The organism is Nonomuraea composti, assembly GCF_012034275.1.
GTDB lineage: Bacteria > Actinomycetota > Actinomycetes > Streptosporangiales > Streptosporangiaceae > Nonomuraea > Nonomuraea composti.
On record NZ_JAATEP010000011.1, the window covers coordinates 43,509 to 66,933 of the forward strand.

The 23,425-nt window shown below is 71.9% G+C and carries 19 protein-coding genes; 9 read left to right on the forward strand and 10 right to left on the reverse strand.

Annotated elements, in window-relative coordinates; all coding sequences use genetic code 11:
• Positions 1 to 28: 28 nt before the first annotated feature.
• Positions 29 to 1,243: a glycosyltransferase gene (locus HCN51_RS17410; RefSeq protein WP_346433685.1), complete on the reverse strand. Its 1,215-nt coding sequence runs from the start codon at positions 1,241 to 1,243 to the stop codon at positions 29 to 31.
• 65 nt (positions 1,244 to 1,308) lie between these two features.
• A complete protein-coding gene (locus tag HCN51_RS17415; RefSeq protein ID WP_168010637.1) occupies positions 1,309 to 1,878 on the reverse strand; it encodes an RICIN domain-containing protein in 570 nt (189 codons plus the stop codon).
• Between the two features lie 460 nt (positions 1,879 to 2,338).
• Here HCN51_RS17415 and HCN51_RS17420 point away from each other — a divergent pair, with 460 nt between their 5' ends.
• The 3 genes from HCN51_RS17420 to HCN51_RS17430 are packed head-to-tail and all read left to right on the forward strand — an operon-like array spanning position 2,339 to position 7,003.
• Complete coding sequence (locus HCN51_RS17420) at positions 2,339 to 4,621, forward strand: family 2 glycosyl transferase (protein WP_168010638.1); 2,283 nt, start codon at positions 2,339 to 2,341, stop codon at positions 4,619 to 4,621.
• Complete coding sequence (locus tag HCN51_RS17425) at positions 4,621 to 6,090, forward strand: glycosyltransferase (protein WP_168010639.1); 1,470 nt, start codon at positions 4,621 to 4,623, stop codon at positions 6,088 to 6,090. The genes HCN51_RS17420 and HCN51_RS17425 overlap by 1 nt, the downstream gene beginning before the upstream one ends.
• Positions 6,091 to 6,133: 43 nt before the next feature.
• A complete protein-coding gene (locus tag HCN51_RS17430; protein WP_206067132.1) occupies positions 6,134 to 7,003 on the forward strand; it encodes an oxidoreductase in 870 nt (289 codons plus the stop codon).
• Positions 7,004 to 7,045: 42 nt separating this feature from the next.
• On the opposite strand, the gene HCN51_RS17435 is transcribed toward HCN51_RS17430, so the two are convergent.
• Entirely contained in the window at positions 7,046 to 7,792 is a 747-nt protein-coding gene (locus tag HCN51_RS17435) for a methyltransferase domain-containing protein (protein WP_168010641.1), read from the reverse strand.
• Between the two features lie 122 nt (positions 7,793 to 7,914).
• Here HCN51_RS17435 and add point away from each other — a divergent pair, with 122 nt between their 5' ends.
• The 4 genes from add to HCN51_RS17455 all read left to right on the forward strand — a co-directional run bounded on the left by add (position 7,915) and on the right by HCN51_RS17455 (position 12,018).
• Positions 7,915 to 8,970, forward strand: coding sequence for an adenosine deaminase (gene add, locus HCN51_RS17440; RefSeq protein WP_168010642.1), 1,056 nt, complete (start codon positions 7,915 to 7,917; stop codon positions 8,968 to 8,970).
• Between the two features lie 126 nt (positions 8,971 to 9,096).
• Complete coding sequence (locus HCN51_RS17445; protein WP_168010643.1) at positions 9,097 to 9,345, forward strand: hypothetical protein; 249 nt, start codon at positions 9,097 to 9,099, stop codon at positions 9,343 to 9,345.
• 86 nt (positions 9,346 to 9,431) lie between these two features.
• Positions 9,432 to 11,438, forward strand: coding sequence for a hypothetical protein (locus tag HCN51_RS17450; RefSeq protein ID WP_168010644.1), 2,007 nt, complete (start codon positions 9,432 to 9,434; stop codon positions 11,436 to 11,438).
• 22 nt (positions 11,439 to 11,460) lie between these two features.
• Entirely contained in the window at positions 11,461 to 12,018 is a 558-nt protein-coding gene (locus tag HCN51_RS17455) for a hypothetical protein (RefSeq protein ID WP_168010645.1), read from the forward strand.
• A 5-nt stretch (positions 12,019 to 12,023) separates the two neighbouring features.
• Here the strand turns inward: HCN51_RS17455 and pgl are convergent, their stop codons facing one another.
• The 6 genes from pgl to tkt are packed head-to-tail and all read right to left on the reverse strand — an operon-like array spanning position 12,024 to position 20,083.
• Entirely contained in the window at positions 12,024 to 12,797 is a 774-nt protein-coding gene (gene pgl, locus HCN51_RS17460) for a 6-phosphogluconolactonase (RefSeq protein WP_168010646.1), read from the reverse strand.
• A 23-nt stretch (positions 12,798 to 12,820) separates the two neighbouring features.
• The gene (locus tag HCN51_RS17465; RefSeq protein WP_168010647.1) at positions 12,821 to 13,735 is read right to left on the reverse strand and encodes a glucose-6-phosphate dehydrogenase assembly protein OpcA; all 915 of its coding nucleotides are present in this window, start codon (positions 13,733 to 13,735) and stop codon (positions 12,821 to 12,823) included.
• Entirely contained in the window at positions 13,735 to 15,336 is a 1,602-nt protein-coding gene (gene zwf, locus HCN51_RS17470; RefSeq protein WP_080037083.1) for a glucose-6-phosphate dehydrogenase, read from the reverse strand. Before zwf ends, HCN51_RS17465 begins: the two co-directional genes overlap by 1 nt.
• A gap of 1 nt (position 15,337) precedes the next feature.
• The gene (locus HCN51_RS58105) at positions 15,338 to 16,954 is read right to left on the reverse strand and encodes a glucose-6-phosphate isomerase (RefSeq protein ID WP_206067155.1); all 1,617 of its coding nucleotides are present in this window, start codon (positions 16,952 to 16,954) and stop codon (positions 15,338 to 15,340) included.
• Entirely contained in the window at positions 16,954 to 18,045 is a 1,092-nt protein-coding gene (gene tal, locus HCN51_RS17475) for a transaldolase (protein WP_168010648.1), read from the reverse strand. Before tal ends, HCN51_RS58105 begins: the two co-directional genes overlap by 1 nt.
• A 7-nt stretch (positions 18,046 to 18,052) precedes the next feature.
• Positions 18,053 to 20,083, reverse strand: coding sequence for a transketolase (gene tkt / locus HCN51_RS17480; protein ID WP_240972964.1), 2,031 nt, complete (start codon positions 20,081 to 20,083; stop codon positions 18,053 to 18,055).
• 379 nt (positions 20,084 to 20,462) lie between these two features.
• Here tkt and HCN51_RS17485 point away from each other — a divergent pair, with 379 nt between their 5' ends.
• Both HCN51_RS17485 and HCN51_RS17490 read left to right on the forward strand, forming a co-directional pair.
• A complete protein-coding gene (locus HCN51_RS17485; RefSeq protein ID WP_168010650.1) occupies positions 20,463 to 21,407 on the forward strand; it encodes a heme o synthase in 945 nt (314 codons plus the stop codon).
• Positions 21,408 to 21,528: 121 nt separating this feature from the next.
• Positions 21,529 to 22,719 (forward strand): PrsW family intramembrane metalloprotease, encoded by a 1,191-nt coding sequence (locus HCN51_RS17490; protein WP_080037088.1) that lies wholly within the window; start codon positions 21,529 to 21,531, stop codon positions 22,717 to 22,719.
• Here HCN51_RS17490 and HCN51_RS17495 read toward each other — a convergent pair.
• Positions 22,695 to 23,402: a SanA/YdcF family protein gene (locus HCN51_RS17495; protein ID WP_240972952.1), complete on the reverse strand. Its 708-nt coding sequence runs from the start codon at positions 23,400 to 23,402 to the stop codon at positions 22,695 to 22,697. The genes HCN51_RS17490 and HCN51_RS17495 overlap by 25 nt on opposite strands.
• Positions 23,403 to 23,425: the final 23 nt, after the last annotated feature.

Genomic DNA, 23,425 nt, shown 5'->3' on the forward strand with positions numbered 1-23,425 from the left:
GGGCAGGAGGGCGGGCGCGTGGCGGGTGTCAGAAGGGCGGGCGGTGGCGGACGGTCATGCGGCGGTGCGGGAGGGTGCGGCGGCGCAGCGCGAGACGGCGGCGGCGCGTCCATGACCGGGCCCGGGTCCTCTTGCTGCCCGCGATCCAGCGTGACAGCGCGAGCGGCCCGTACGCGGCCAGCACCGCGCCCACCTCGGCCGCCCGCCCCGCGGCCGAAGGCACGGCCAGGGCGGCGGCCGTCGTGAGGGCGTACACCATGGAGAAGCGGGCGGCGGAGCGGACGCGCACGGCGGCGCGCCGGAGCCGGGCGACCGTCCACCGGCGCGGGACCGCGCCGCTCACCAGGAAGGTCAGGGCGACGGCGCCGAGGTTCGTGGCGGCGGGGGACCAGGTCTCGCGCAGGCTCAGGTAGACCAGCGCGTACAGCGCGCAGGAGGCCACGTTGACGGTGGCGAACGACAGGAACGTGGCCTCGCGGGGCCGCGCCACGACCGCGTCGGGATGGCGGGGCGCCGGCTCGGGCCGCGCCACCTCCACGGCCGCCCGCCCCCTGCAGATCGACCAGGCGACCCTGGCCAGGCCCTTCAGGTCGTCCACGGCGGTCCTGACGACGCGGACGCGCGAGTCGGTGTCCTCGATCCAGTCGACGGGCACCTCGTGCACGCGCAGGCCGTTGTGCTCGGCGAGCAGCAGCAGCTCGGTGTCGAAGAACCACGAGTCGTCCTCGACCTTGCCCAGCAGCGGCCGGACCACGTCCGTCCTGGCCGCCTTGAAGCCGCACTGCGCGTCGCTGAACCGGACGCCGAAGCCGTGCCGCAGCAGCGCGTTGTATCCGCGCGAGACGACCTCGCGGCGCAGCGAGCGGCGGGTGCGCGCGCCGGGCGCCAGGCGGGTGCCGATGGCGATCTCGGAGTGGCCGCTGGCGACCGAGGCGACCAGCGGGAACAGGGCGTCGAGGTCGGTGGACAGGTCCACGTCCATGTAGGCGACGATGTCGGCCGTGCTGTCCTGCCAGGCGGCCCGCAGCGCCGCGCCCCGGCCGCGGATCTCCAGCCGGCGCGCGTGCACCCGCTCCAGCTCCCCGGACAGCGCGGCGGCGACCCGCCAGGTGGCGTCGGTGCTGCCGTTGTCGACGATGGTGATGCGCCACGGCAGCGGGAAGCCGCCGAGGTAGGCGGCCAGCGTCCGGACGCAGCCGGGCAGCGCGCGCTCCTCGTTGAGGACGGGGATGACGATGTCCACGCTGGCCAGGGCGGCCGCAGGCGCCGCGTCTCGCGCCTGCGGCCGCCGGCGGGCCGGCGCGTTGCTCACATGCCGGGCCACGGCCGGGCGGGCACGACGTAGAAGCGCTGGTTGGCGACGCCGTGGCAGCTCCACTGGACGATGGGCACGCCGTCGTTCAGGTGGCCCTCGCGCACGTCGAGGCACTTGCCGGCGGCGGTGTGGATGACGACCCGGCCCCGGCTGGTCGGCTCGAGGTGGAAGCGCTGGTTCGGGTTGCCGTGGCAGCGGAACTGGATGAGCGGCGCGCGGTCCTCGGTGCTGGCGTTCATGACGTCGAGGCACTTGCCGCTGAACGTCTGGATCGCCACGGAGCCGTCGGGCAGGTGGCGCAGCCTGAAGCGCTGGTGCGCCTTGTTGTCGCAGCCGTACTGGACGATCGGGGCGCGGTCGTCGGTGCTGGCGCCGGAGACGTCGAAGCACTTGTCGGCGTGGGTCTGGATCTCCACGACGTCGCCGCCGTACCACGGGCCCGTGTCCGCGCCGGCGGGCGGGGCGGAGAGCGTGGTGAGGGCGATCGCCGTGATGGCGCAACTCGCGGCGCCCGCGAGGGCGCGAGCGCCGCGGGCGGTTCGAGCAGTGGTGCACAACCTCATAGTGGGTCCTTTTTTGTGAGGAATGCCGGTTGACGCCCGGCGACGTGAACATCGCGAATATCGCGCAGTCATGCTAACTGCGCTCCTCGCGAAAACGCCGGATGCGCACGCGTTGTATTCGTGGGTGTGTCTGGCGGCGTTCCGTATAAAGCGGACATTTATCGACGTGTGCGGTCGATATGACTCTTTGCCAGGCTTTGGGGAGCCATGTCGAGGGCCTGAGCTGCGGCAACAGTGATAATCGGTGTCGGGCCGGACGCGACGGGAAAATCTCCTGACCCGTGCAATCCGGCGACCCGTGGCCTTATCGCATCGCAATGGTGGAGAGACATGACTTGTACGGGTGTGCGCGTTCTGCGATTCGGTGAGGCGGCGAACGTGTGCGTTGATCTCCGATATTTCCGTACGGTGTTCGGCGCCGGCGCGGTGCCGCCGGGTCGGCGGAGGCGGTGAGCGACCCATGCCGTCCCAGGAACATCCGCCCGGCCTGAACCCCGCGGGCAAGGACGACTCGGTCGCCGTCGTCTTCCCCGCGCGTCCCCGTCCCGACGACCTCGAACATGAAGTGGAGGCCCTGCTCGCCACCCTCGCGGAGGCGGGCCTGGAGCACCGCATCGTCATCGTCGGCGAGCCGCGCGGCGCCCCCGGCGCCCTCGACGTGCTCGCCTCACGCTACCCCGACCGGGTGCTCACCGTGCGGCACGCGGGCCGGCCGGGCTCGGCGGAGGCCGAGCGGGCCGGCGTCCTGGCCGCGCTGGAGTGGACCGACATGCGCAAGCTCGTGCTGGTCGGCCCCGGCGACCGCATCGACGCCGCCGACCTGCCGGTGCTGCTGCGCGTCCAGCGCGAGGAACGGGCCGACGCGGTCGTCGGCACGCCCGAGCGGGACCGCTCACGCTCGCGCCGCACCACCGTCCTGTCCTGGGCCGCGTGGGACCGCCTGCTGCCGCGCGGGCGCGCCCGCGGCTCCGCCTGCTCCTACCGGCTGCTCGACCGGTGGCTGCTGGAGGAGGCGTGCGGACGCGGCGGGGCGGCCCGGTCCCTGGCGATGGGCGGGCTCTTGGAAGGAGCGCTGGACGTGGCCGGGCGCAGGGACGTCCGGATCGTCGAGCTGCCGCTCTCGCACCGCGGCGGGCACGGCCGCCCCCCGGTGCCGCGGGCCGTCTCGCGCTCCCGGGCCGGCCTCGGGCTCGGCCCGGGACGCCCGGCCTGGCGGATGCCGCGCGACCGGGTGCTCGCCCTGGTGACCGTGGCGAGCGTGGTGCTGTCGATCCTCGCCTGCCTGTACCACGTCGGCCTGGGCTCCGTGCTCGCCTACAACGACAGCGGCTCGCACCTGCTCATCGCCCGCCGGGTGATCGACAGCCCGACCCCGGGCCTGGCCCAGCTCGGAGGCGTGTGGCCGCCCCTGCCGCACCTGCTGGCCCTGCCCGTCATCTGGCACGACGCGTTGTTCTACTCGGGGCTGGCCGGCTCGCTGATCTCCATGGTCTCGTACGTGGTGACCGTGCGGTACGCGTACCTGATCGCCGCCGGCATGGCGGGCACCGATCGCGCGCGCCGCGTGGCGGCCGGGCTCGCCGCGGCCGGGCTGTTCGCGCTCAACCCCAACGTGCTCTACCTGCAGAGCACCCCGATGACCGAGCTGCTGCTGTTCGCCTGCATCGCCGCGGCGGTGCACCACCTGGCGCAGTGGTGCCGCACCGGGCGCTACACGCAGCTCTCGCTCGCCTCGGCGGCCACGCTGCTGGCCACGCTGACCCGCTACGAGGGCTGGGTGCTGGCGGTGGCCATGACGGTCGTGGTGGCGTACGTGTCCCTGCGGCGCTGGCGGGGGCTCGCCCGGCTGGAGGCGCACCTGATCTTCTTCGGGTTCGTGGCCTTCGCCGGGATCATCGGCTGGGTCGCCTGGAGCTGGGTGATCTTCGGCGACTGGCTGTACTGGCACTCCGGCGAGTACGCCAAGCCGGCCCTGTGGGTCTCGCCCGACGACCCGAACATCGGCGCGCTGGGCGTCGCCTGGAGCACCTACGCCCACGCCCTGGTGCACGGCCTCGGCCTCGTCACCCTCCTCGCGGGCGCGGCGGGCGCGCTCGTGTACGGCTGGCGGCGCCGGCTCCAGGTCGAGGCCGTCGCCCCGTACACGCTGCTGATCTTCGTGCCGTTCTTCGTCCTCGCCCTGTACCTGGGGCAGCGCCCCCTGCACGTGCCCGAGGTGCACGGCAGCTTCTACAACGTGCGCTTCGCCCTGGTGATGGCCCTGGGCGCGGCCGTCTTCGCCGGATACCTGGTGTCGCTGGCCCCGCTGCGCGCCCGCTGGGCCTGGACCGCCGCGACCGCCGCCATGGTCGCCACCGTCGTGGCGGTGCCCGGCACCGCGACCCTCGCCGAGCCGATGAACTGGCACGCCGGCCGCGACGAACGCGCCGTCGCCAAGGCCGTCGCCTGGTGGCGGCAGCACTACGACGGCGGGCTCGTGCTCATGGAGAACCACGGCAACGAGATCGCCGTGTTCGACTCCCGCATCCCGCTCGACCGCATCGTCTACGAGGGCAGCTTCCGCCTCTGGGACCGGGCGCTGCGCGATCCCGCCGGCCGGGGGATCGGGTGGATCTACGCGCGTACCCTGCCCGGGCGGGAGGACAAGATCTGGCGGGCGCTTCACGACCGGCCCGAGCTGACACATGACTTCACGCTCGTCTACCGCGACGCCGTGCAGCACATCTATCGGAGGCGAGTGTGATGAGCACACCTCAACGCGCCCATCGCACCCCCGGCGTCCTTGATGAGGAGCTGAGCGCCCGGCGGCTGCTCAGCCGGGGGCAGGCCGTCTGCGCCGTCCTGGTGCCCGCCGTGATCGTCCTCGCCCTGGCCGCGCACCTGGCGTTCGGATGGGGACCGTCGCCGCTGTGGTGGTGCCAGGCCGCCGTCGCGCTGGCCACCGCCGTCTACCTCGTCGTGCTCGTCTTCAAGACCGCCGTCGTCCTGGGCGCCTGGGAGGCCGCGGTCATCGACCTGGACGAGGCCGACCTGCACCGCCTGCCGCAGGAGGCGCTGCCCGCCTACACCGTCCTGGTGCCGCTCCACCGCGAGGCGGCGGTGCTGCCGGCCCTGCTGGAACGCCTGGCGGGCCTCGACTACCCGGCCGCGTCCCTGCAGATCCTGCTGCTCGTCGAGGAGGACGACGAGGAGACCCGCGCGGCGCTGCCCGAGCTGGACGCCCCGTTCGAGGTGGTGCTCATCCCGCCGTCCACGCCGCGTACCAAGCCGAAGGCGTGCAACATCGGGCTCGCGCGGGCGCGCGGCGAGTTCGTCGTCGTCTACGACGCCGAGGACCGGCCCGAGCCGCGCCAGCTCCGCAAGGCCGTGCTCGCCTTCAGGGCGCTGCCGGGCCGGGTCGTGTGCGTCCAGGCCGAGCTGCAGTACTGGAACCCCTGGACCAACTGGCTGACCCGCTGCTTCGCCGCCGAGTACGCCGGCCACTTCAGCCTCATGCTGCGCGGGCTCGACCGCTACCGGCTGCCGATCCCGCTGGGCGGCACCTCCAACCACTTCCGCACCGACGCGCTGCTCGCCCTGGGCGGCTGGGACCCGTACAACGTCACCGAGGACGCCGACCTCGGCATCCGCATCGCCCGGCGCGGCTGGGACGTGCGCATGATGGTCTCCGTCACCGAGGAGGAGGCCAACAGCCGCCTCGGCAACTGGATCCGGCAGCGCAGCCGCTGGATCAAGGGGTACCTGCAGACGTGGCTCGTCCACACCAGGCACCCGCTGCGGCTGTGGCGCCAGCTCGGCACGAAGCAGACGCTCGCCTTCCACCTCACCATGGGCCTGTCCACGATCACCACGCTGGCCAACCCGTTCTTCTGGGGGCTGACCCTGCTCTACCTGTGCACCGGCACCCGGTACGTGCAGGCGCTGTTCCCCCCGCTCTCGCTCTACTGCGGCGCCGCCGCCATGGTGATCGGCAACTCCCTGATGGTCTACTGCATGATGGCCGGCTGCCTCGAACGCGGCCTGTTCCCCGCGGTACGGGCCATGCTGACCATCCCGCTGTACTGGGCCTTGATGAGCGTGGCCGCCTACAGGGCGCTGTACCAGCTGGCCCGGCCCGACCGGCGGCACTTCTGGGAGCTGACCGAGCACGGCCTCGTGGACGGCGGCACCGCCGTGGACGACGACGACGATCTTCAGCCCGCGCTGCGGTGATGCTAGGGTCGGCGAAACGGTCCGGTACCCCTCTGGAGTGGCGATGGCGACGTGGACCCCCTCATCCATGCCCGACCTGACCGGCAAAAGGGCGGTCGTGACCGGCGCCAACAGCGGCATCGGCCTGCCCACCGCGCTCGAGCTGGCCCGCCACGGCGCCCACGTGATCGTCGCGGCCCGCAACCCTGGCAAGGGCGAGGAGGCGGTCCGGCAGATCCTGCGCGAGGTGCCCGGCGCGCAGGTCGAGCTCGGGATGCTCGACCTGGCCGACCTCGGCTCCGTCCGGCGGTTCGCGGCCGGCGTGAGCGCCCTGGACCTGCTCGTCAACAACGCCGGCATCGGCCTCGTCCCCAGGCGGCAGACCAAGGACGGCTTCGAGCTGCAGTTCGGCACCAACCACCTGGGGCACTTCGCGCTCACCGGGCTGCTCCTGCCCCGGCTCGCCGCGAGCCCCGGCGCCCGGGTGGTGACCGTGTCCAGCGACGCCCACGCCGCCGGCCGCATCGACTTCGACGACCTCGGCCTGGAGCGCGGCTACGGGCGCATGTCCGCGTACGCGCGCTCCAAGCTCGCCAACCTGCTGTTCGCCCTGGAGCTGCAACGGCGGGCCGACCGCGCCGGCGTCGACCTCAAGAGCACCGCCGTGCACCCCGGCACGGTCGCCACGAACTTCATGCGGGTCGGGCCGCTCCAGCCGCTCGTGAGACTCCTCCTGAAGTCGCCTGCCACCGGCGCCGTACCCTCGCTGTACGCCGCCACTTCGCCGGACGTGCGCGGCGGCGAGTACTTCGGGCCGGGGGCCAAGCCGATGCGGCCCTCGGCTACGGCGCGGTCGGAGGAACTGGCGGCGCGGCTGTGGGAGGTGTCGGCCGAGCTGACCGGCGTCCACTTCGAGCACCTGGCCAGCCGCTGACCGTATGGGGGTGGCGTCACTTGGTGGCGCCCGCCAGGTAGGTCATTTGACGGCGCGCGCCAGGTAGGCGCAGACCGGAAACCCTTCCCGTTCGTACGGGGCCGCGAGCCGCAGATACTCGGCCCGGACACGCTCCGCCACCTCGGGCGGCAGCTCACCCAGCATCCCGAACCTCGGCCCGCCCGCCCCGATCACGTCCGTCCACCAGGCCGCCGGATCCACCTGGTGCCGCCACCGCACGGCCTCCACCTCCGCCTCCCTGAACCCCGCCCCCTCCAGCAGCGCGAGGAACAGCGGCGGCGTGTCGTGGGCGCTGAACGGGCGGGCCGGCGGCTCGTACGGGACGCCCGCCGCGGCGATGGCCTCGGTGAAGACGCTCGTGGCCGTCATCTCGTCGGACTTCCACCAGCTCAGCGCGAGCGCCCCGCCCGGTCGCAGCACGCGCCGCAGCTCCCGCAGCGCCGCCGGGGCGTCGGGCACGTGGTTGATGACGAAGTTCCCCGCCACGCAGTCGAACCGGTCGTCCTCGAACGGCAGCTCGGGCAGCGCCGCCTCGCGGATGGTCGCGTACGGGTGCCGCCGGGCGATCAGCTCCAGCATGGCCGGGTCGCGATCGACGGCCGTGACCTCGGCCCCCAGCGCGAGCGCCGCCGCCGTCACCACGCCGGTGCCGCAGCCCACGTCGAGCAGCCGCCGCGCGCGGCCGTCGCGCGCCGCGGCCAGGAGGGGGCCGACGGTGTGGGAGCTGAGGTGGGCGAAGCCGCGATCGTACGCTTCGGCGTTGGTCACCGGCCCAGCCTAGGCGTTGCGGCCCCGCCCGGCCTAGCCCGCCGCCGAAACTTGACATTCTGACGTGAGATTCCCCCTCAAACCCTGTTTTTCCCCGAAATCCCAGCCTTAATGTCGTCCGCATGACCACCGAGACCCGCGTCGACGCCTCCATCGACGCCTCCATCGACGCCTTCATCAACGCCCTCCCCAAGGTCGAGCTGCACGTTCACCTGGTCGGCTCCGCCTCGGTCGCGACCGTGCTGGAGCTGTCGCGCCGCCACCCCGGCAGCGCCGTGCCCACCACGGAGGAGGAGCTGCGCGCGTTCTACCGCTTCGTCGACTTCCCGCACTTCGCCCGCGTCTACCGGGCCGTCAACGCACTCGTCCGCGAGCCGGAGGACGTCGCCACCCTCGTCCTCGGCCTGGCCCGCGACCTCGCCCCGCAGGGCGCCCGCTACGTGGAGCTGCAGGTCACCCCGTACGCCCACCACATGGTCGGCATGCCGATGCCCGAGGTCACCGAGGCCCTCGACCTGGCCGCCCGCCGCTCACTGACCGAGCACGGCGTCGAGATGGCCTACATCTTCGACATCCCCGGCGAGTACGGCGAGGAGGCCGCCAGGATCACCCTCGACCACGCCCTCCAGGAACCTCCCGCCGCCCTGGTAGGTTTCGGCATCGGCGGCATCGAACAGGAACGCGTCAAGTTCCGCGACGCCTACCGCTCCGCCTTCACCGCCGCCCGCGCCGCCGGCCTGCACAGCGTCCCGCACGGCGGCGAGATGACCGGCCCCGAGACGATCTGGGAGGTCATCGACGGCTACGGCGCCGAACGCATCGGCCACGGCATCAACTGCCTCACCGACCCCCGCCTGGTCGCCCACCTCCGCGACACCCAGCTCCCCCTGGACGTCTGCCCCACCTCGAACGTCCGCACCGGCCAGATCGCCCGCATCGAGGACCACCCGCTGCCCCGTCTGCTGGAGGAGGGCCTGTACGTGACCCTCAACAGCGACGACCCGCCCATGTTCGCCACCACCCTGGCCGAGGAGTACCGGGTGGCGCACCGGGTGTTCGGATTCGGGGTGGAGGAGCTGGCGGGGTTCGCCCGGAACGGGGTGCGGGCCTCCTACTTGGGGGAGGCGCGCAAGCGGGAGCTTTTGGCCGAGATCGACGCGCTGGTGGCCGCCGGCTGAGGGCGAGCTCAATCGACGGACCGGTTTCTGTGAGCCGCATGACGTGGCGGTGACGGCGTGGCACAGTGAATCGGACCGAAAATGAGGCGCGGAATTGCGCGTACGACTTGGCTGGGAGGTTTTCTCATGGCTACGCGGGCCGAGTTGGCGGACGCGTTGCGCCGCGCTCAGGAATTGTCGGATCAGCACTGGCATTGCCTCGACCGGCCGCTGCTGCAGATGTCGGGCGAGCGCACGTGGACGGGGCCGGCCGCCGACGTGTTCGCCGGTGACCTCGCCCATCACCGCGCGGAGCTGCGGAGGGGGCTGCGCGGGGTCATCGACCATCTCCATGAAACGCTCGCGCACGTCACCGTGATGAGGCCGGCCGACTGATGCCCTTTTCCTCCATAGACCCGCGCGAAATTCATCAACTCGGGCAGGCCGTACAAAATTCGGGAAAAGGGCTCGCGGAATGCGCGGTGCGGCTCCGGGCCATTCTGAACGAGGTCGAACTCGACCATCCCGGTGTCGCCGCGATCGGCCGGGTCGGGCAGTGGCTCATTGAGCAGGCGCCCGACCTCTATCGGCGGCGCGACCTGGCGTACGAGGCCGAGAAGGTCGACGTGGACGTGTTCGGCAACCCGCTGCCGGGCGCCATCGTGCCGCCCGGCGCGGTGCGCGTCGACGAGGCGCGGATCATCCCGGCCCAGGTCCGCGCCCAGGCGGCCCAGGCGGCCGCGCTGATGGAGGCCGCCGCGCGCGGCGACGCGGGCGCCGCGGACCGGCTCGCGGCCTTCGCGGAGCGGATGTCCGACCCGCGGTTCGCCACCGCCCTCATCGAGAAGCTCGGGCCGCAGGGCCTGGCCATCCTGCCCGCCGCCATGGGCTCGCGAGTACGCCGGGCCCTCGACGCCGCAGACGGCTCGGCGGAAGCGGTCCGGCGGCACAATGGCGACGTGCTCGCCATGCTCAGCACAGCCCTGGCCACCGCGACCGACCTGAGCAAGAGCGCGCACGTCACCAGGCGCTTCCTGGAGCAGCTGAAGAAGCAGGGCCGCGCCGAGGTGCCGGTGCCCGGCACGGGCGGGCAGCTGACCGTCCACGGCTACTGGGCGATCGGCCAGATCCTCGCGGCGGCGCCCAAGGCGCCCTACAGCACATCGTTCATGACCACGATCGGCCACGACCTGATCCGCTGGGACCGCGACTTCCTCAAGGCCAACGGCGAGTGGCCCCTGGCCCGCGACACCGACGTCTACGACCTGCCCGCGCCCACGGACACGCGGCCGTTCCCCGGCGCCGGCGACATCGGCGTCGCCGACCCGGTCGCCGCGCTGCTGACGGCCGCCGGCACGACCAGGGAAAGCGCGCAGGCGCTCATCGGCAGCAGGGACCTCCTGACGTACCTGATGAAGGAACGGCGCCCGCAGTGGGCGATGGGCGACCACGGCGCGTCGCTGGGAGCGGCCATGGAGGCGGCGATGAAGGGGCCGGACGCCCCGTCCAAGCGGCTGGCCGTCATGGCGACGCAGATCTGGTCCGACCTCGTCGCCCCGCACATGACGCTGAACGACGCCGGCGACGTCGAGATCGAGGACCCGTCCGAGCTCGACTGCCTCTCCGGCGCCCGCCTCGCCATGGGCCGCATCCTCGCCGAGCACACCGACGACATCGTGTTCGCACACTTCCAGCGGCCCCCGCGGCTGGCCGACGACCAGCTCACGGGCGAGGTGGACGGCCGGGCCACCGCCCGGTTCAACGCGACGGACCTCGATCGGGTGCTGCTCGACGTGGCCGTGGACGACCAGGCGTACCAGGCACTCCTGCACGCGCAGGTCGCGCACCTGCGCGGCAAGATCGACTACGGGCTGGCGACGCGCGACCGGGACATGACCGACAACATGATCGTGCTCGACTCCGGGGCGCTCGGCCACCTGACGGAGGCGCGCAGGACGGCACTGGTGAGCTGGGGCAAGGAGGCCGACGCGGCCGACGAGGCACTGCGCAAGCTGGTCGAGGCAGGTGCCGGGCTGGTGCCGATCCCCTTCGCGCAGCAGGTCGGCAAGCTCGGGATCAATGCGGCCGACGGCCTCTACGAGAGCTTTGTCAGGAACGGCTACGCGAAGGCCGGTGAATGGCTGGTGGAGCAGAGCGGGCACGCGGGCAGGAGGACCGCGGAGGCTTTCAGCGAGGCCGCATCGAACCGCGCGGCCGCTCAAGAGCTGGTGAAACAGATGCTCGCATCGTCCGCCGTCGCTCACGGCGCCTACAAGCGCGAGGATCTCAACCAACGGTTCGTGACCGGCGACCCGCCGAGGGTGAAGGACCCGATTCTCATGAGCAGGGACGAATACGACGGCTTCTCGCGCTGGCTGACGGACAACAGCACGGTGCCGACCGACTTCGGGGAGGCGCAGCAGTCCGTCTCCGTCGGAGCCGACACCTTCCAGGACAACATCAAGGCCGGGATCAAACGTGAGGATTAGGCGCCGGGCCGGGTGGCTGTGCGTGGTCGGCGCGTTCGTGCAGGTCACGGGATGCATTCCGGACAAACCCCCGCAGGTGACGGGATCGTTCCCGGCGCCGGTGCGCGCGCCCGTCGCCGATCGCCCGCCCTATCTCTGCTATTTCGTCCCGCAGGCCGCCGTGACCGAGCTCACCGGCTACGCCGGGACCTACCACGCGGGTGACGACAAGCGAAATCCCGACAGCTACTCTTGCGTCATCTCCAACGACGAACAGAGCCTGTTCATCACCAGCTACGACGTGTCGGCCACGCGCGGGGCCATCGAGCGCTACATGACGTTCGGGAAGAAGCACAATCCGGCCGATCTGCCCAAGGAGCTGGGCACGGGGCTGATCAGTGACTTCGACATCCGCCTCTACCCGTACCGGACGGTCGAGGCGTGGTTCCGCTGCGGATCCAAGAACGCGCTCATCGGCATCACCGTCAAACGCAACCCCGCCCGCGACCAGGACCACGACCTGGTGCAGCTCATGAAGATAGCCCAGCGGCGGTTCGCCGAGATGTTCGGATGCGACCTCGGCGAACCACCACCTCGCTGACAAGGTCAGGGTGAGGCGATCCGGCCGAGTTCCGGCGGGATCTTCCCGGCCGCCGCCCGGTCCAGGAGGAACAGGGTGCGGCCGCGGCCGCGGGCGCCGGCGGCCGGCACCTGGACGGGGCCGGACTCCGACAGGGCGAGGCGGACGGCGCCGGACTTCTCCTCGCCGGCCGCCACCACCCACACCTCGCGGGAGGCCTGGATGGCGGGCAGGGTGAGGGAGATGCGGGTGGGGGGCGGCTTGGGGGAGCCGTGGACCGCCACCACGGGGCGGGTGTCGTAGAGGGCGGGCATGCCCGGGAACAGGGAGGCCACGTGGGAGTCGGGGCCCATGCCGAGCAGCATGACGTCGAAGCTCGGCACCGGCCCGTGGTCCTCGGGACGGGCGGCGGCGCGCAGCTCGGCGGCGTACGCGTCGGCCGACTCCTCGGCCGTCATGCCCGAGTCGGGGCCGCGCATGACGTGTACCCGGGCGGGGTCCACGTCCACGTGGTCGAGCAGGGCGGCGCGGGCGCCGGTCTCGTTGCGTTCCTTGTCGCCGTCGGGCAGGAAGCGTTCGTCGCCCCACCAGATGTCGAGGCGGCGCCAGTCGACGGCGTCTCGCGCGGGGGTGGCGGCGATGGCGGCGAGGGTGGCGATGCCGACGGTGCCGCCCGTCAGGACGATCGAGGCCGAGCCCTTGGCCGACTGGACGTCGACGAGCCGGGTGATGATCCGCGCGGCGACGGCCTTGGCCAGGACGTCGGCGTCGCGGTGCACGACGATGCCGGGAACGCTCATGGTCGTCTCCCCTTGAAGTGCCGTCATCCCTTGTACGTCCTCGCGAACCGCTTGACCGCGGCCTCGTAGATCTCGTCGGTGTCGAGCCTGCGCAGCTCCTCGGCCATCAGCTCGGAGGTCTGCCGCCGGGCGAGGGCGACGTTCCTGTCGGGCTGGCCGGGGCGGGAGAGCGTGGCCAGGCGGGCGTCGGTGCGGACGACCGCGAGCTCGCCCTCGCCGAGCTGCAGGCGCACGGCGGTCAGGCCGGGGCCGGGGGAGTCGACGACCTTGATGGTGGCGCCGAGCCGCTCCGACAGCCAGGCGGCCAGCAGCGGCGCGCTCGGGTGGCCGGCGGCGGCCTCGACGACGCCCTTGCGGACGCGCCCGACCGGCTGGTCGAAGGCGGCGGCCAGGAGGCTGCGCCACGGGGTGAGCCGGGCCCAGGCCAGGTCGGTGTCGCCGCGGGCGTAGCCGCGGGCGCGGGTGACGAGCGACTTGACGCCGCCGTCGTCGAAGCCCTTGGCGTCTGTGATGCGGCGCTGCGCCAGCGCCCCGATCGCGTCCTTGGACGGCACGTCGGGGGCGGCGCCCGGCCACCACGCCACGACCGGCGTGTCGGGCAGCAGCAGGGGGCTGACCACGGAGTCGGCGTGGTCGGTCAGCTCGCCGTACAGGCGCAGCACGACGACCTCGCCGGGCGTGTTCTCGCCGATGCGCAGCTCGGCGTCGAGCCTGATGGCCTCCTCCGGCTCCCGCTTGATCACGATGATGATGCGCGACGGGTGCTCGCGGGCCGCCTCGGTGGCGGCGCGCAGCGCGTCGTACTGGTGGCGCTCCTCGCAGACGACGACGAGCGTGAGCACCATGCCGATGGCGGGCGCGCCCATCTGGTGGCGCAGGTGGGTGAGCTGGGCGGCGATCTTGCCGGCCGTGGTGTCGGTGAGCATGAAGGTCGTCATCAGAGCCTCCTCCACACGCGGCCGTCGCGGGCCATCATCGCGTCGGCCGACTCGGGCCCCCACGAGCCGGACTCGTACGGCTCCGGCTGGCCCTGCGTGGCCCAGAACTCCTCGATCGGGTCGAGGATGTTCCACGACAGCTCCACCTCCCGCTGGTGCGGGAACAGCGGCGGATCACCGATCATGACGTCGAGCAGCAGCCGCTCGTACGCCTCCGGCGACGACTCCAGGAACGACTCGCCGTAGGCGAAGTCCATGGACACGTCGCGCACCTCCATCGCCGTGCCCGGCACCTTGGAGCCGAACCGCACGGTGATGCCCTCGTCCGGCTGGACGCGGATGACCAGCGCGTTCTGGCCGAGGATCTCGGTGTCGTCCTTGCTGAACGGCAGGTGCGGCGCCCGCTGGAACACCACGGCCACCTCGGTGACGCGGCGGCCGAGGCGCTTGCCGGTGCGCAGGTAGAACGGCACCCCGGCCCAGCGCCGGTTGGCGATCTCCAGCTTGATGGCGGCGTAGGTCTCGGTGATCGACTCCGGCGAGATGCCCTCCTCCTGGAGGTAGCCGACGACCTTCTCGCCGCCCTGCCAGCCGGCGGAGTACTGGCCGCGCGCGGTGTTGAGGCCGAGGTTGGCGGGCAGCCGCACGGCCTTGAGCACCTTCTCCTTCTCACGGCGCAGCGAGTTGGCCTCGAAGGAGGTCGGGTCCTCCATGGCGACGAGCGCGAGGAGCTGCAGCAGGTGGTTCTGGATCACGTCGCGGGCGGCGCCGATGCCGTCGTAGTAGCCGGCCCGGCCGCCGATGCCGATGTCCTCGGCCATCGTGATCTGTACGTGGTCGACGAAGCTGCGGTTCCAGATCGGCTCGTAGAGGTTGTTGGCGAACCGCAGGGCCATGATGTTCTGGACGGTCTCCTTGCCCAGGTAGTGGTCGATCCGGAAGATCGAGCTCTCCGGGAAGGCGGAGGTGGTGATCTCGTTCAGCTCGTGGGCCGACTTCAGGTCGTGGCCGAACGGCTTCTCGATGACGACGCGCCGCCACGAGCCCTCGGGCGCGTCGGACAGGCCGGTGCGCTTGAGCTGCTCCACCACCACGGGGAAGAACTTCGGCGGCACCGACAGGTAGAAGGCGTAGTTGCCGCCCGTGCCGCGGGTCTCGTCGATCTCGGCCAAGGCCATGGCCAGCGCGTCGAACGCCCCGTCGTCCGAGAACTCGCCGGGAACGAAATGGATGCCCTCGCGGATCTGCTTCCAGACCTCCTCGCGGAACGGCGTCCGGGCATGCGCCTTGACGGCGTCGTGCGTCAACTGGGCGAAATCCTGGTCTTTCCAATCGCGCCGGGCGAACCCGACCAGCGAGAAGCCGGGCGGCAGCAGCCCCCGGTTCCCCAGGTCGTAAATCGCCGGTAGCAGCTTGCGCTTGGCCAGGTCACCCGTCACGCCGAACAACACCATCACACATGGTCCCGCCACCCGCGGCAGCCGCTTGTCGCGCGGGTCGCGCAGCGGGTTGGCGGCCGCCACTTCCTCAGTGGTGGCGGTGCCCGCGACGGCCGCCGCCACGGTGGCGGCCTCCTCCGCGGGTGCTGCCGGGTCTGTCATCTCAAGCCTCCTGTGCGGCCTCGAGCAAGCGCGCGACACCCGCCGCGCGGTCGGTCAAATGCAGGCGTACGGCCGGTCGCCCGCGGGTCTCCAGCGCCCCCAGGTCCCCCAGCGCCTGGGCGAGCTGGAGCCGGCCCAGAGTGTACGGCCTGCCGGGCACGGCGACGTCTTCCGTCACCGCCCCCGTGATCTGCAGGAACACGCCGTTTTGTGGCCCGCCCTTGTGGTACTGCCCGGTGCGGTGCAGGAAGCGCGGCCCCCATCCGAACGTCACCGGCCGGTCGGTGCGCAGCGCGAGCAGCGTCCGCAACGTCAGCGGATCGGCCATCATCCACGCGTCGGTCATCTGCTCGAAGTCGGCCCCGTCGGGGACCGGGGCGTCGAAGGCGGCCAGCCGGTCGAGATAAGCCATGATCGCCAGGTAGCCGTCGCCGGGGATCGCGTGCAGCAGCTCGGCGAACAGCCCCGGCAGGTCCTTGGCCGTCGGCGCGCCGTAGACCTCGACCGGGCCGTCCACGAAGGCGGGCGCGCCGGCCGGCAGGTCGGGCAGGGCCAGCAGGGCGGCGGTGTCGTCGCCCGGCTCGGCCGCGTTCGGCCGGTCGAGCGGGTCGACCTCGAGCAGCAGCGCGGCGACGGCGGCGGCGTACTCCCACACCAGGAACTGCGCGCCCAGCGGCCCGTCCACGCGCACGTCGCAGACGTCGGACTCGATGGCGACGACGAGCTCGTCACCGGTCCTGTTGGGGTCGGCGCCGACGACCGGCAGGATGCCCCTGCCCTGCTTGCCGGTCGACTCGGCGACGAGCTGCTCGATCCAGTCGGGCAGCCCGAAGATGGGTGAGAGCTGGTCCTCCAGGACCAGCTTGTCGCGGCCGGCCAGCGCCGCGCCGCCGAGCGCCGCACCCAGGTCGAGGCCCGGGTTGCCGCTGTCGAGCGACAGCAGCGGCAGCACTTCGCCGGCGTCGTCGAGCAGCCGCGCCACGTCGGCGCCCGCCAGCGCGGCCGGCACCAGCGCGAACGCCGACAGCCCCGAGTGGGGCAGGCCGGCGCCGGCGGGCGCGGGCACCAGCGCGAAGCCGCCGTCGGCGGCCCGCCGCGCCAGCGGCGAGCCCGGTTCGGTGACGACCACGACGCGCCCCGCGGGGTCGAGGCCCGCGTCGGCGAACAGCCGCTCGTAGACGCGCAGCTGGGCGTCGGTCTCCACGGCCGGACCGCCCTGGTCGGCCACGACCACGACCGTGGACTCCAGGCTCTCGGTCAGCGCGCGGCGGACCTGCCCGGGGTCGGTCGTGTCGAGCACGGTGAGCGGCACGTCGCCGGTGGCGCAGATGACCTCCGCCGCCGCCGACGAGCCGCCCGTCCCGGCCAGGACCACGTTCGTGCGGCCCTCGGCACGGGCCCTCGCCGCGAGCTCGCCCAGGGCGGGCAGCAGCTCGCGGGAGGAGCGGAGCGACGTCAGCCGGCCGGGCCGGCCGGGCGCCGCCTCCGCTTCGGCGTCCTCACCCCACACCGTGGGGTCGCCGGCGGCGAGCCGCGCGGGCACGCCGTCGGCGACGAGGCGCCCCGCGACGGAGGAGGCGGCCGAAGCCACCCCCTCCTCGCGGTAGGAGATCTCCATCACGGAACCAGGTTCTTGGTGACGCTCTCGAGCAGCTCGTTCCAGGACGCCTCGAACTTCTCCACGCCCTCGTCCTCAAGGACCTTCACCACGTCGTCGTAGTCGACGCCGGCGTCCTTGAGCGCGGCCATGGTGTTCCAGGCCTGCTCGTAGAACGGGCGGACGGTGTCGCCGGTGACGTTGGCGTGGTCGGCCGTGGCGTCGAGCGTCTTCTCCGGCATCGTGTTGACGGTGCCGGGGGCGACGAGCTGGTCGACGTACATGGTGTCGGAGTACTCGGGGTTCTTGACGCCGGTCGAGGCCCACAGCGGGCGCTGCGGGCGGGCGCCGGCGCCGCGCAGGCGCTGCCAGCGCTCGGAGTTCATGACCTCCTCGAACGCCGCGTACGCCAGGCGCGCGTTGGCGATGCCCGCCTTGCCCTTCAGCTCCGGCTTGCCGAGCTTGTCGAGGCGCTTGTCGATCTCGGTGTCGACGCGGCTGACGAAGAACGAGGCCACCGACTCGATCGTGGCGAGGTTGAGGCCCTTGGCCTGCGCGGCCTCCAGGCCGGCCAGCCAGGCGTCCATGACCGCGCGGTAGCGCTCCAGGGAGAAGATCAGCGTGACGTTGACGCTGATGCCCTCCGACAGCGCCTGCGTGATCGCGGGCAGGCCCTCGACCGTGGCCGGGATCTTGATCATCAGGTTGGGCCGGTCGACCAGCCACCACAGCGCGCGGGCCTCGGCGATCGTCTTCTCGCTGTCGCGGGCCAGGCGCGGGTCCACCTCCAGCGACACGCGGCCGTCCACGCCGCCGCTGGCGTCGTAGACCGGGCGCAGCACGTCGGCGGCCCAGCGGATGTCGTACGTGGTGATCGCGCGTACCGCCTCGCCCACCTCGACGCCGCGCACGGCCAGGTCGTGGAGCTGGCTGTCGTAGGCGTCGCCCTTGCTGAGGGCGTTGGCGAAGATCGTCGGGTTGGAGGTCACCCCGACGACGTTCTTCTCGCGGATCAGCTGCTCGAGGTTGCCGGTGCGCAGGCGCTCACGGCTGATGTCGTCGAGCCAGATGGCAACGCCCTGGCCGGACAGCTTGTTGAGGATCTCGCTCATCTCTTCTTCAGTTTCCCGTCGTCTCGCCCTTGTCCTGACCCAGCTTGGCCAGGCTCGCCTTGGCCGCCGCCGCGACGCGCTCAGCCGTCAGCCCGAACTGCTCGTACAAAGTCTTGTACGGGGCAGAAGCACCGAAGTGTTCGAGGCTGACCACCTCGCCGCACTCGCCGACGTACTCGTGCCAGCCGAGCGCGATGCCCGCCTCGACCGCCACCCGAGCCCGGATCGACGAAGGCAGAACCGTCTGCCTGTATGCGGAGTCCTGCCCGTTGAACCACTCGACACACGGCATCGACACCACTCGCGTGGGGATGCCCTGCGCCTCCAGCAGCTCCTGCCCGTTCAGCGCGATCTCGACCTCGCTGCCGGTGGCGATGAGGATGACCCTCGGCTGGCCGTCGGACGCCTCGCGCAGCACGTAGCCGCCGCGGGCCACGCCCTCGGCGCTGGTGCCCTCGACGACCGGCAGGTTCTGCCTGGTCAGCGCGAGCGCGGCGGGGCGGTCGGTGTGCTCCAGCACGGCCTTCCACGCGTACGCCGTCTCGTTGGCGTCGGCCGGGCGCACCACGTCGAGGCCGGGGATCGCGCGCAGCGCCCACAGGTGCTCGATCGGCTGGTGGGTGGGGCCGTCCTCGCCGAGGCCGATGGAGTCGTGCGTCCACACGTACGTGACCGGCAGCTTCATCAGCGCGGCCAGGCGCACGGCGGGGCGCATGTAGTCGGAGAAGACCAGGAACGTGCCGCCGTAGGGGCGGGTGCCGCCGTGCAGCGCGATGCCGTTGAGAATGGCGCCCATGGCGTGCTCGCGGATGCCGAAGTGCAGCGTGCGGCCGTAGCGGTTGCCCTTGAAGTCCTTCGTCTGGAACTCCTCGGGGATGAAGGACGGCTCGCCCTTCATCGTGGTGAGGTTGGACTCGGCCAGGTCGGCCGAGCCGCCCCACAGCTCGGGCAGCACCGGCGCCAGTGCGTTGAGCACCTCGCCGGACGCCTTGCGGGTGGCGACGGAGGCGCCCTTCTCGAACGACGGCAGCGCGGTGGCCCAGCCGGCCGGCAGCTCGCGGCGGGAGATGCGGTCGAGCTCGGCGGCGCGCTCGGCGTTGGCCAGCCGCCACTCGGCGTAGGTCTTCTCCCACTCGGCGTGCTCGGCGCGGCCGCGCTGGGCGACGCCCCGGGCGTGCTCCAGCACCTCGGCCGGCACGTCGAACGACTTGGCCGGGTCCATGCCCAGCACTTCCTTGGTGGCGGCCACCTCGGCCTCGCCCAGGGCGGAGCCGTGGATCTTGCCGGTGTTCTGCTTGTTGGGGGCGGGGTAGCCGATGATCGTGCGCAGCCGGATGAACGACGGCCGGTCGGTCTCCGCCCTGGCGGCCTGGAGGGCGTCGTAGAGGGCCTGGACGTCCTCGACGTACTCGCCGGAGGCGGTCCAGTCGACGCTCTGCGTGTGCCAGCCGTAGGCCTCGTAGCGCTTGACGACGTCCTCCGACAGGGCGATCTGCGTGTCGTCCTCGATGGAGATGTGGTTGTCGTCGTAGACGACGACGAGGTTGCCCAGCTTCTGGTGGCCGGCGAGGGAGCTGGCCTCGTGGCTGATGCCCTCCTCGATGTCGCCGTCGCTGACGAAGCACCAGATGTTGTGGTCGAACGGCGAGGTGCCCGGCTCGGCCTCGGGGTCGAACAGGCCGCGCTCGCGGCGGGCGGCCATGGCCATGCCGACCGCGTTGGCGATGCCCTGGCCCAGCGGGCCGGTGGTGGTCTCCACGCCCGCGGTGTGGCCGTGCTCGGGGTGGCCCGGCGTCAGGCTGTCCCACTGGCGCAGCCGCTTCAGGTCGTCCAGCGTCAGGCCGTAGCCCGACAGGTAGAGCTGGATGTAGAGCGTCAGGCTGCTGTGGCCGCACGACAGCACGAAACGGTCGCGTCCGAGCCAGTTGGGGTCGGTCGGGTCATGGCGCATCACACGCTGGAACAGCAGGTATGCGGCGGGGGCCAGACTCATGGCGGTGCCGGGGTGACCCGAGCCCGCCTTCTCCACGGCGTCCATGGCCAGGGCTCGAACGACGTCGACCGCCTTCTTGTCGAGGTCGGTCCATTCAAGGGCTGGCACGAGTTCGGTGCTCAAGTGCTCGATCTCCGGAATCTAGTTGTCATTGGATACGGCTGTCCCGCCCGGGCCGGCCGCGGGCGGCGGCCTGCCGCAGGTTGCGCTGCCCGCGCCATACACCGGACCATAACCGAGGGGTGCCGGTGATCGATTCCCATTACACCCTCGTGTGTCCATGCACGGCGCAAAGCCCCCCATTGGCCGGACCGGCCTCCCCTGCGACTACAGTTTGTTTGTTCGCAGGGGCGTCACCGGCGCCCGCCCATGGATCCGCTCTTATCAGAGGTTACGCGTTGACTTCCGACAGGCTGGAAGCGCCTTGACGGTGCTGACCAACAGGCAGGCGACGGCCCCATCACAGCAGGTGAAGGCGCCGCGCTCGATCGGCATGATCGTCAAGGCCTACATCGCGCTCACCAAGCCGCGGGTCATCGAGCTGCTGCTGATCACGACACTGCCGGTGATGTTCCTCGCAGCGGGCGGCCTGCCGCCGCTGTGGGAGTCGATCTGGGTCATGGTGTTCGGCACCCTATCGGCAGGAAGCGCCAACGCGCTCAACTGCTACATAGACCGCGACATCGACCAGAAGATGCGCCGCACCCGCCGCCGGCCTTTGGCCCGGCACCAGGTCTCGCCGCGCGCCGCGCTCGTCTTCGGGCTCGTGCTGGGCGTCGTCTCCACGGTGGGCCTGTGGGTGACCACCAACTGGCTGGCCTCGATGCTGTCGCTCGGCGCCATCCTGTTCTACGTCCTGGTCTACTCGCTGGTGCTCAAGCGGCGCACCGCCCAGAACATCGTGTGGGGCGGCATCGCGGGCTGCATGCCGGTCATGATCGGGTGGGCCGGCATCACCGAGCGGCTCGACTGGGCGCCGCTGGTGCTGTTCGGGGTGGTGTTCTTCTGGACGCCGCCGCACACCTGGACGCTGGCCATGCGCTACAAGGAGGACTACGCGGTGGCCAAGGTGCCGATGCTGCCCGTGGTCGCCACCGAGCGGCGGGTCATCGTCGAGTCGATCATCTACACGTGGGCCACCGTGCTGTGCTCGCTGGCGCTGTGGCCGGTGGCCGGCACCACGCTGTTCTACCCGATCGTGGCGGCCGTGCTGGGCGTGATGTGCCTGGTCGAGGCGCACCGCCTGCTCGGGCGGCTGAACTCCGGCAAGAGCGGCGTCGACCTGCGGCCGATGCGGTTCTTCCACTGGTCCAACGCCTACCTGGCGCTGCTGTTCCTCGCGGTGGCGATCGACCCGCTGCTCGCCTGACCCACGGTGGGGGCCCGGCCGGGCTCCCCGCCCCCGGCCTCATGTCTGGACGTTGACGAGTGGCTATCCGACGCCGCAGGTCCGCACGGCCCCCGGCACTCTGATCCGTTAAAGTCACCCTATGGCGACCCGTGATCCACGCTGGGTGTTGAAGGACCGCCCGTCGTTCGCGTTGATCATCGGGCTGGTCCTCACCGGCATCTGCGCCCTGGTCTCGTTCTCCTTCGACGTCTTCAACGGCGCGCCGGTGCAGTTCTTCATCGCCCTCATGCTGGCGCTGGCCCCGGTGCCGCTGCTGCTGGCGGCCGTGCTGGCGCTCGACCGCATGGAGCCCGAGCCGCGCAGCAACCTCATCTTCGCCTTCGCCTGGGGCGCCGGCATCGCGGTGCTCGTGGCCGGCGTGATCAACTCCCTCAACCTGCACTACATCATCGACACCGCCAAGCTGTCGGAGGCCAGCGCCCGCAACCTCGCGGCCACCTTCGGCGCGCCCGTGGTGGAGGAGACGATGAAGGGCCTGGTGCTGCTGGGCCTGCTCAGGTTCCGCCGGGCCGAGCTCGACGGGCCCACCGACGGCGTCATCTACGCCAGCATGGTCGGCCTCGGCTTCGCCATGAGCGAGAACGTCAGCTACTACCTCGGCGCCCTGTCCACCTCCGGCGTCAAAGGCCTGGCCGTCACGGTGGTGCTGCGCGGCATCCTGTCGCCGCTGGCGCACCCCCTGTTCAGCTCCATGATCGGGGTCGCCGTCGCGTACGCGGCGCAGCGCCAGGGGCCCGAGCGCAGCACGTACGTGCTGGCCGGCTGGACGGCCGCGATGATCCTGCACGGGCTGTGGAACGGCCTGGCCTCCTACGGCGGGTTCCCCGGGCTCGTGGTCGCCTACCTGGCGCTGCTGGTCGTGCTGGTGGTGCTGATCGGCGTGGTGTTCCGCGACCGGCGCCGGATCGTGGCGCTCATCCAGCGCTACCTGCCGGCGTACGAGCCGACCAAGCTGGTCACCCAGGCCGACATCTACATGCTCTCGGCCTTCTCCCGGCGGCGGCAGGCCCGGCAGTGGGCCCGCGCCCACGGCGGCAAGCCGGGGCTGCGGGCCATGCGCGACTACCAGCTCGCCGCCACCGAGCTGGGCCTGCTGCACGAGCGGGCGGCCCGGCACATGGTCGACGAGCACACCTTCCACGAGGAGCAGCGGGCGCTGCTGGAGTGCATGAGCACCGCCCGCGCCGACTTCCCGGTGCCGGAGGTGCACGCCCGCTCGGTGGCCAGGGGCTCGCCGCCGCCGGGTTACGCGCCCGGCGCTCCCGGCTGATTCAGCACGCGTTGCAGGGAGACCTCGCGCGGGCCGGGGAAGACCGGCTCGGAGTGCAGGATCATCGCGTCGGCGAAGGCCTTGGCGGTGGCGAGCAGCTCGCGGGCGGCGCTCGCGTACGTGGTCACGGCCCAGCGCCTGGCCGAGTCGTCGCCCGCCCCGAACGCCTCCAGCCCCGCCGTCCTGCACAGCGTGACGGCCCTGGGGATGTGGAAGTCCTGGGTGACCACCGTCACCCGCCGCGCCCCGAACACCTGGCGGGCCCGCACGCACGAGTCCCACGTGTCGAAGCCGGCGTAGTCGAGCACCATTACGGCGTCGGGCACGCCCTTGGCGCGCAGGTAGTCGCGCATGGCGGTGGGCTCGTCGTACTCGCGGCGGCTGTTGTCGCCCGACAGCAGCAGCGCCTTCACCTTGCCCGCCCGGTACAGCTCGGCGGCGATGTCGAGCCTGCGGGCCAGCATCGGGGAGGGGCGCCCGGCGTACAGGCCGGCGCCGAGCACGAGCGCGGCCTCGGTCTGCGGCATCCGCCGCACCCAGCCCGCGTCCTCGGCGAGCGCCCGGTGCCCCGAGCTGCCGAGCCAGGCCCACGTCATGGGCGCCAGCGCGAGCACGCTGGTCAGCACCAGCCCTTGGTACGTGCGGCGCAGCGTCTTACGCGAGAGGTGGACTTTTCCCCACAAAGCACACCCCTTCCGGGCCGGGG

Excerpts from the sequence above, each read along its gene's own strand:
- HCN51_RS17415 (WP_168010637.1), bottom strand. The coding sequence starts at position 1,878 with ATGAGGTTGTGCACCACTGCTCGAACCGCCCGCGGCGCTCGCGCCCTC.
- HCN51_RS17420 (WP_168010638.1), top strand. The coding sequence starts at position 2,339 with ATGCCGTCCCAGGAACATCCGCCCGGCCTGAACCCCGCGGGCAAGGAC.
- HCN51_RS17425 (WP_168010639.1), top strand. The coding sequence starts at position 4,621 with ATGAGCACACCTCAACGCGCCCATCGCACCCCCGGCGTCCTTGATGAG.
- HCN51_RS17430 (WP_206067132.1), top strand. The coding sequence starts at position 6,134 with ATGGCGACGTGGACCCCCTCATCCATGCCCGACCTGACCGGCAAAAGG.
- add (WP_168010642.1), top strand. The coding sequence starts at position 7,915 with ATGACCACCGAGACCCGCGTCGACGCCTCCATCGACGCCTCCATCGAC.
- HCN51_RS17445 (WP_168010643.1), top strand. The coding sequence starts at position 9,097 with ATGGCTACGCGGGCCGAGTTGGCGGACGCGTTGCGCCGCGCTCAGGAA.
- pgl (WP_168010646.1), bottom strand. The coding sequence starts at position 12,797 with ATGAGCGTTCCCGGCATCGTCGTGCACCGCGACGCCGACGTCCTGGCC.
- HCN51_RS17465 (WP_168010647.1), bottom strand. The coding sequence starts at position 13,735 with ATGACGACCTTCATGCTCACCGACACCACGGCCGGCAAGATCGCCGCC.
- zwf (WP_080037083.1), bottom strand. The coding sequence starts at position 15,336 with ATGACAGACCCGGCAGCACCCGCGGAGGAGGCCGCCACCGTGGCGGCG.
- HCN51_RS58105 (WP_206067155.1), bottom strand. The coding sequence starts at position 16,954 with ATGGAGATCTCCTACCGCGAGGAGGGGGTGGCTTCGGCCGCCTCCTCC.
- tal (WP_168010648.1), bottom strand. The coding sequence starts at position 18,045 with ATGAGCGAGATCCTCAACAAGCTGTCCGGCCAGGGCGTTGCCATCTGG.
- tkt (WP_240972964.1), bottom strand. The coding sequence starts at position 20,083 with ATGGACGCCGTGGAGAAGGCGGGCTCGGGTCACCCCGGCACCGCCATG.
- HCN51_RS17490 (WP_080037088.1), top strand. The coding sequence starts at position 21,529 with ATGGCGACCCGTGATCCACGCTGGGTGTTGAAGGACCGCCCGTCGTTC.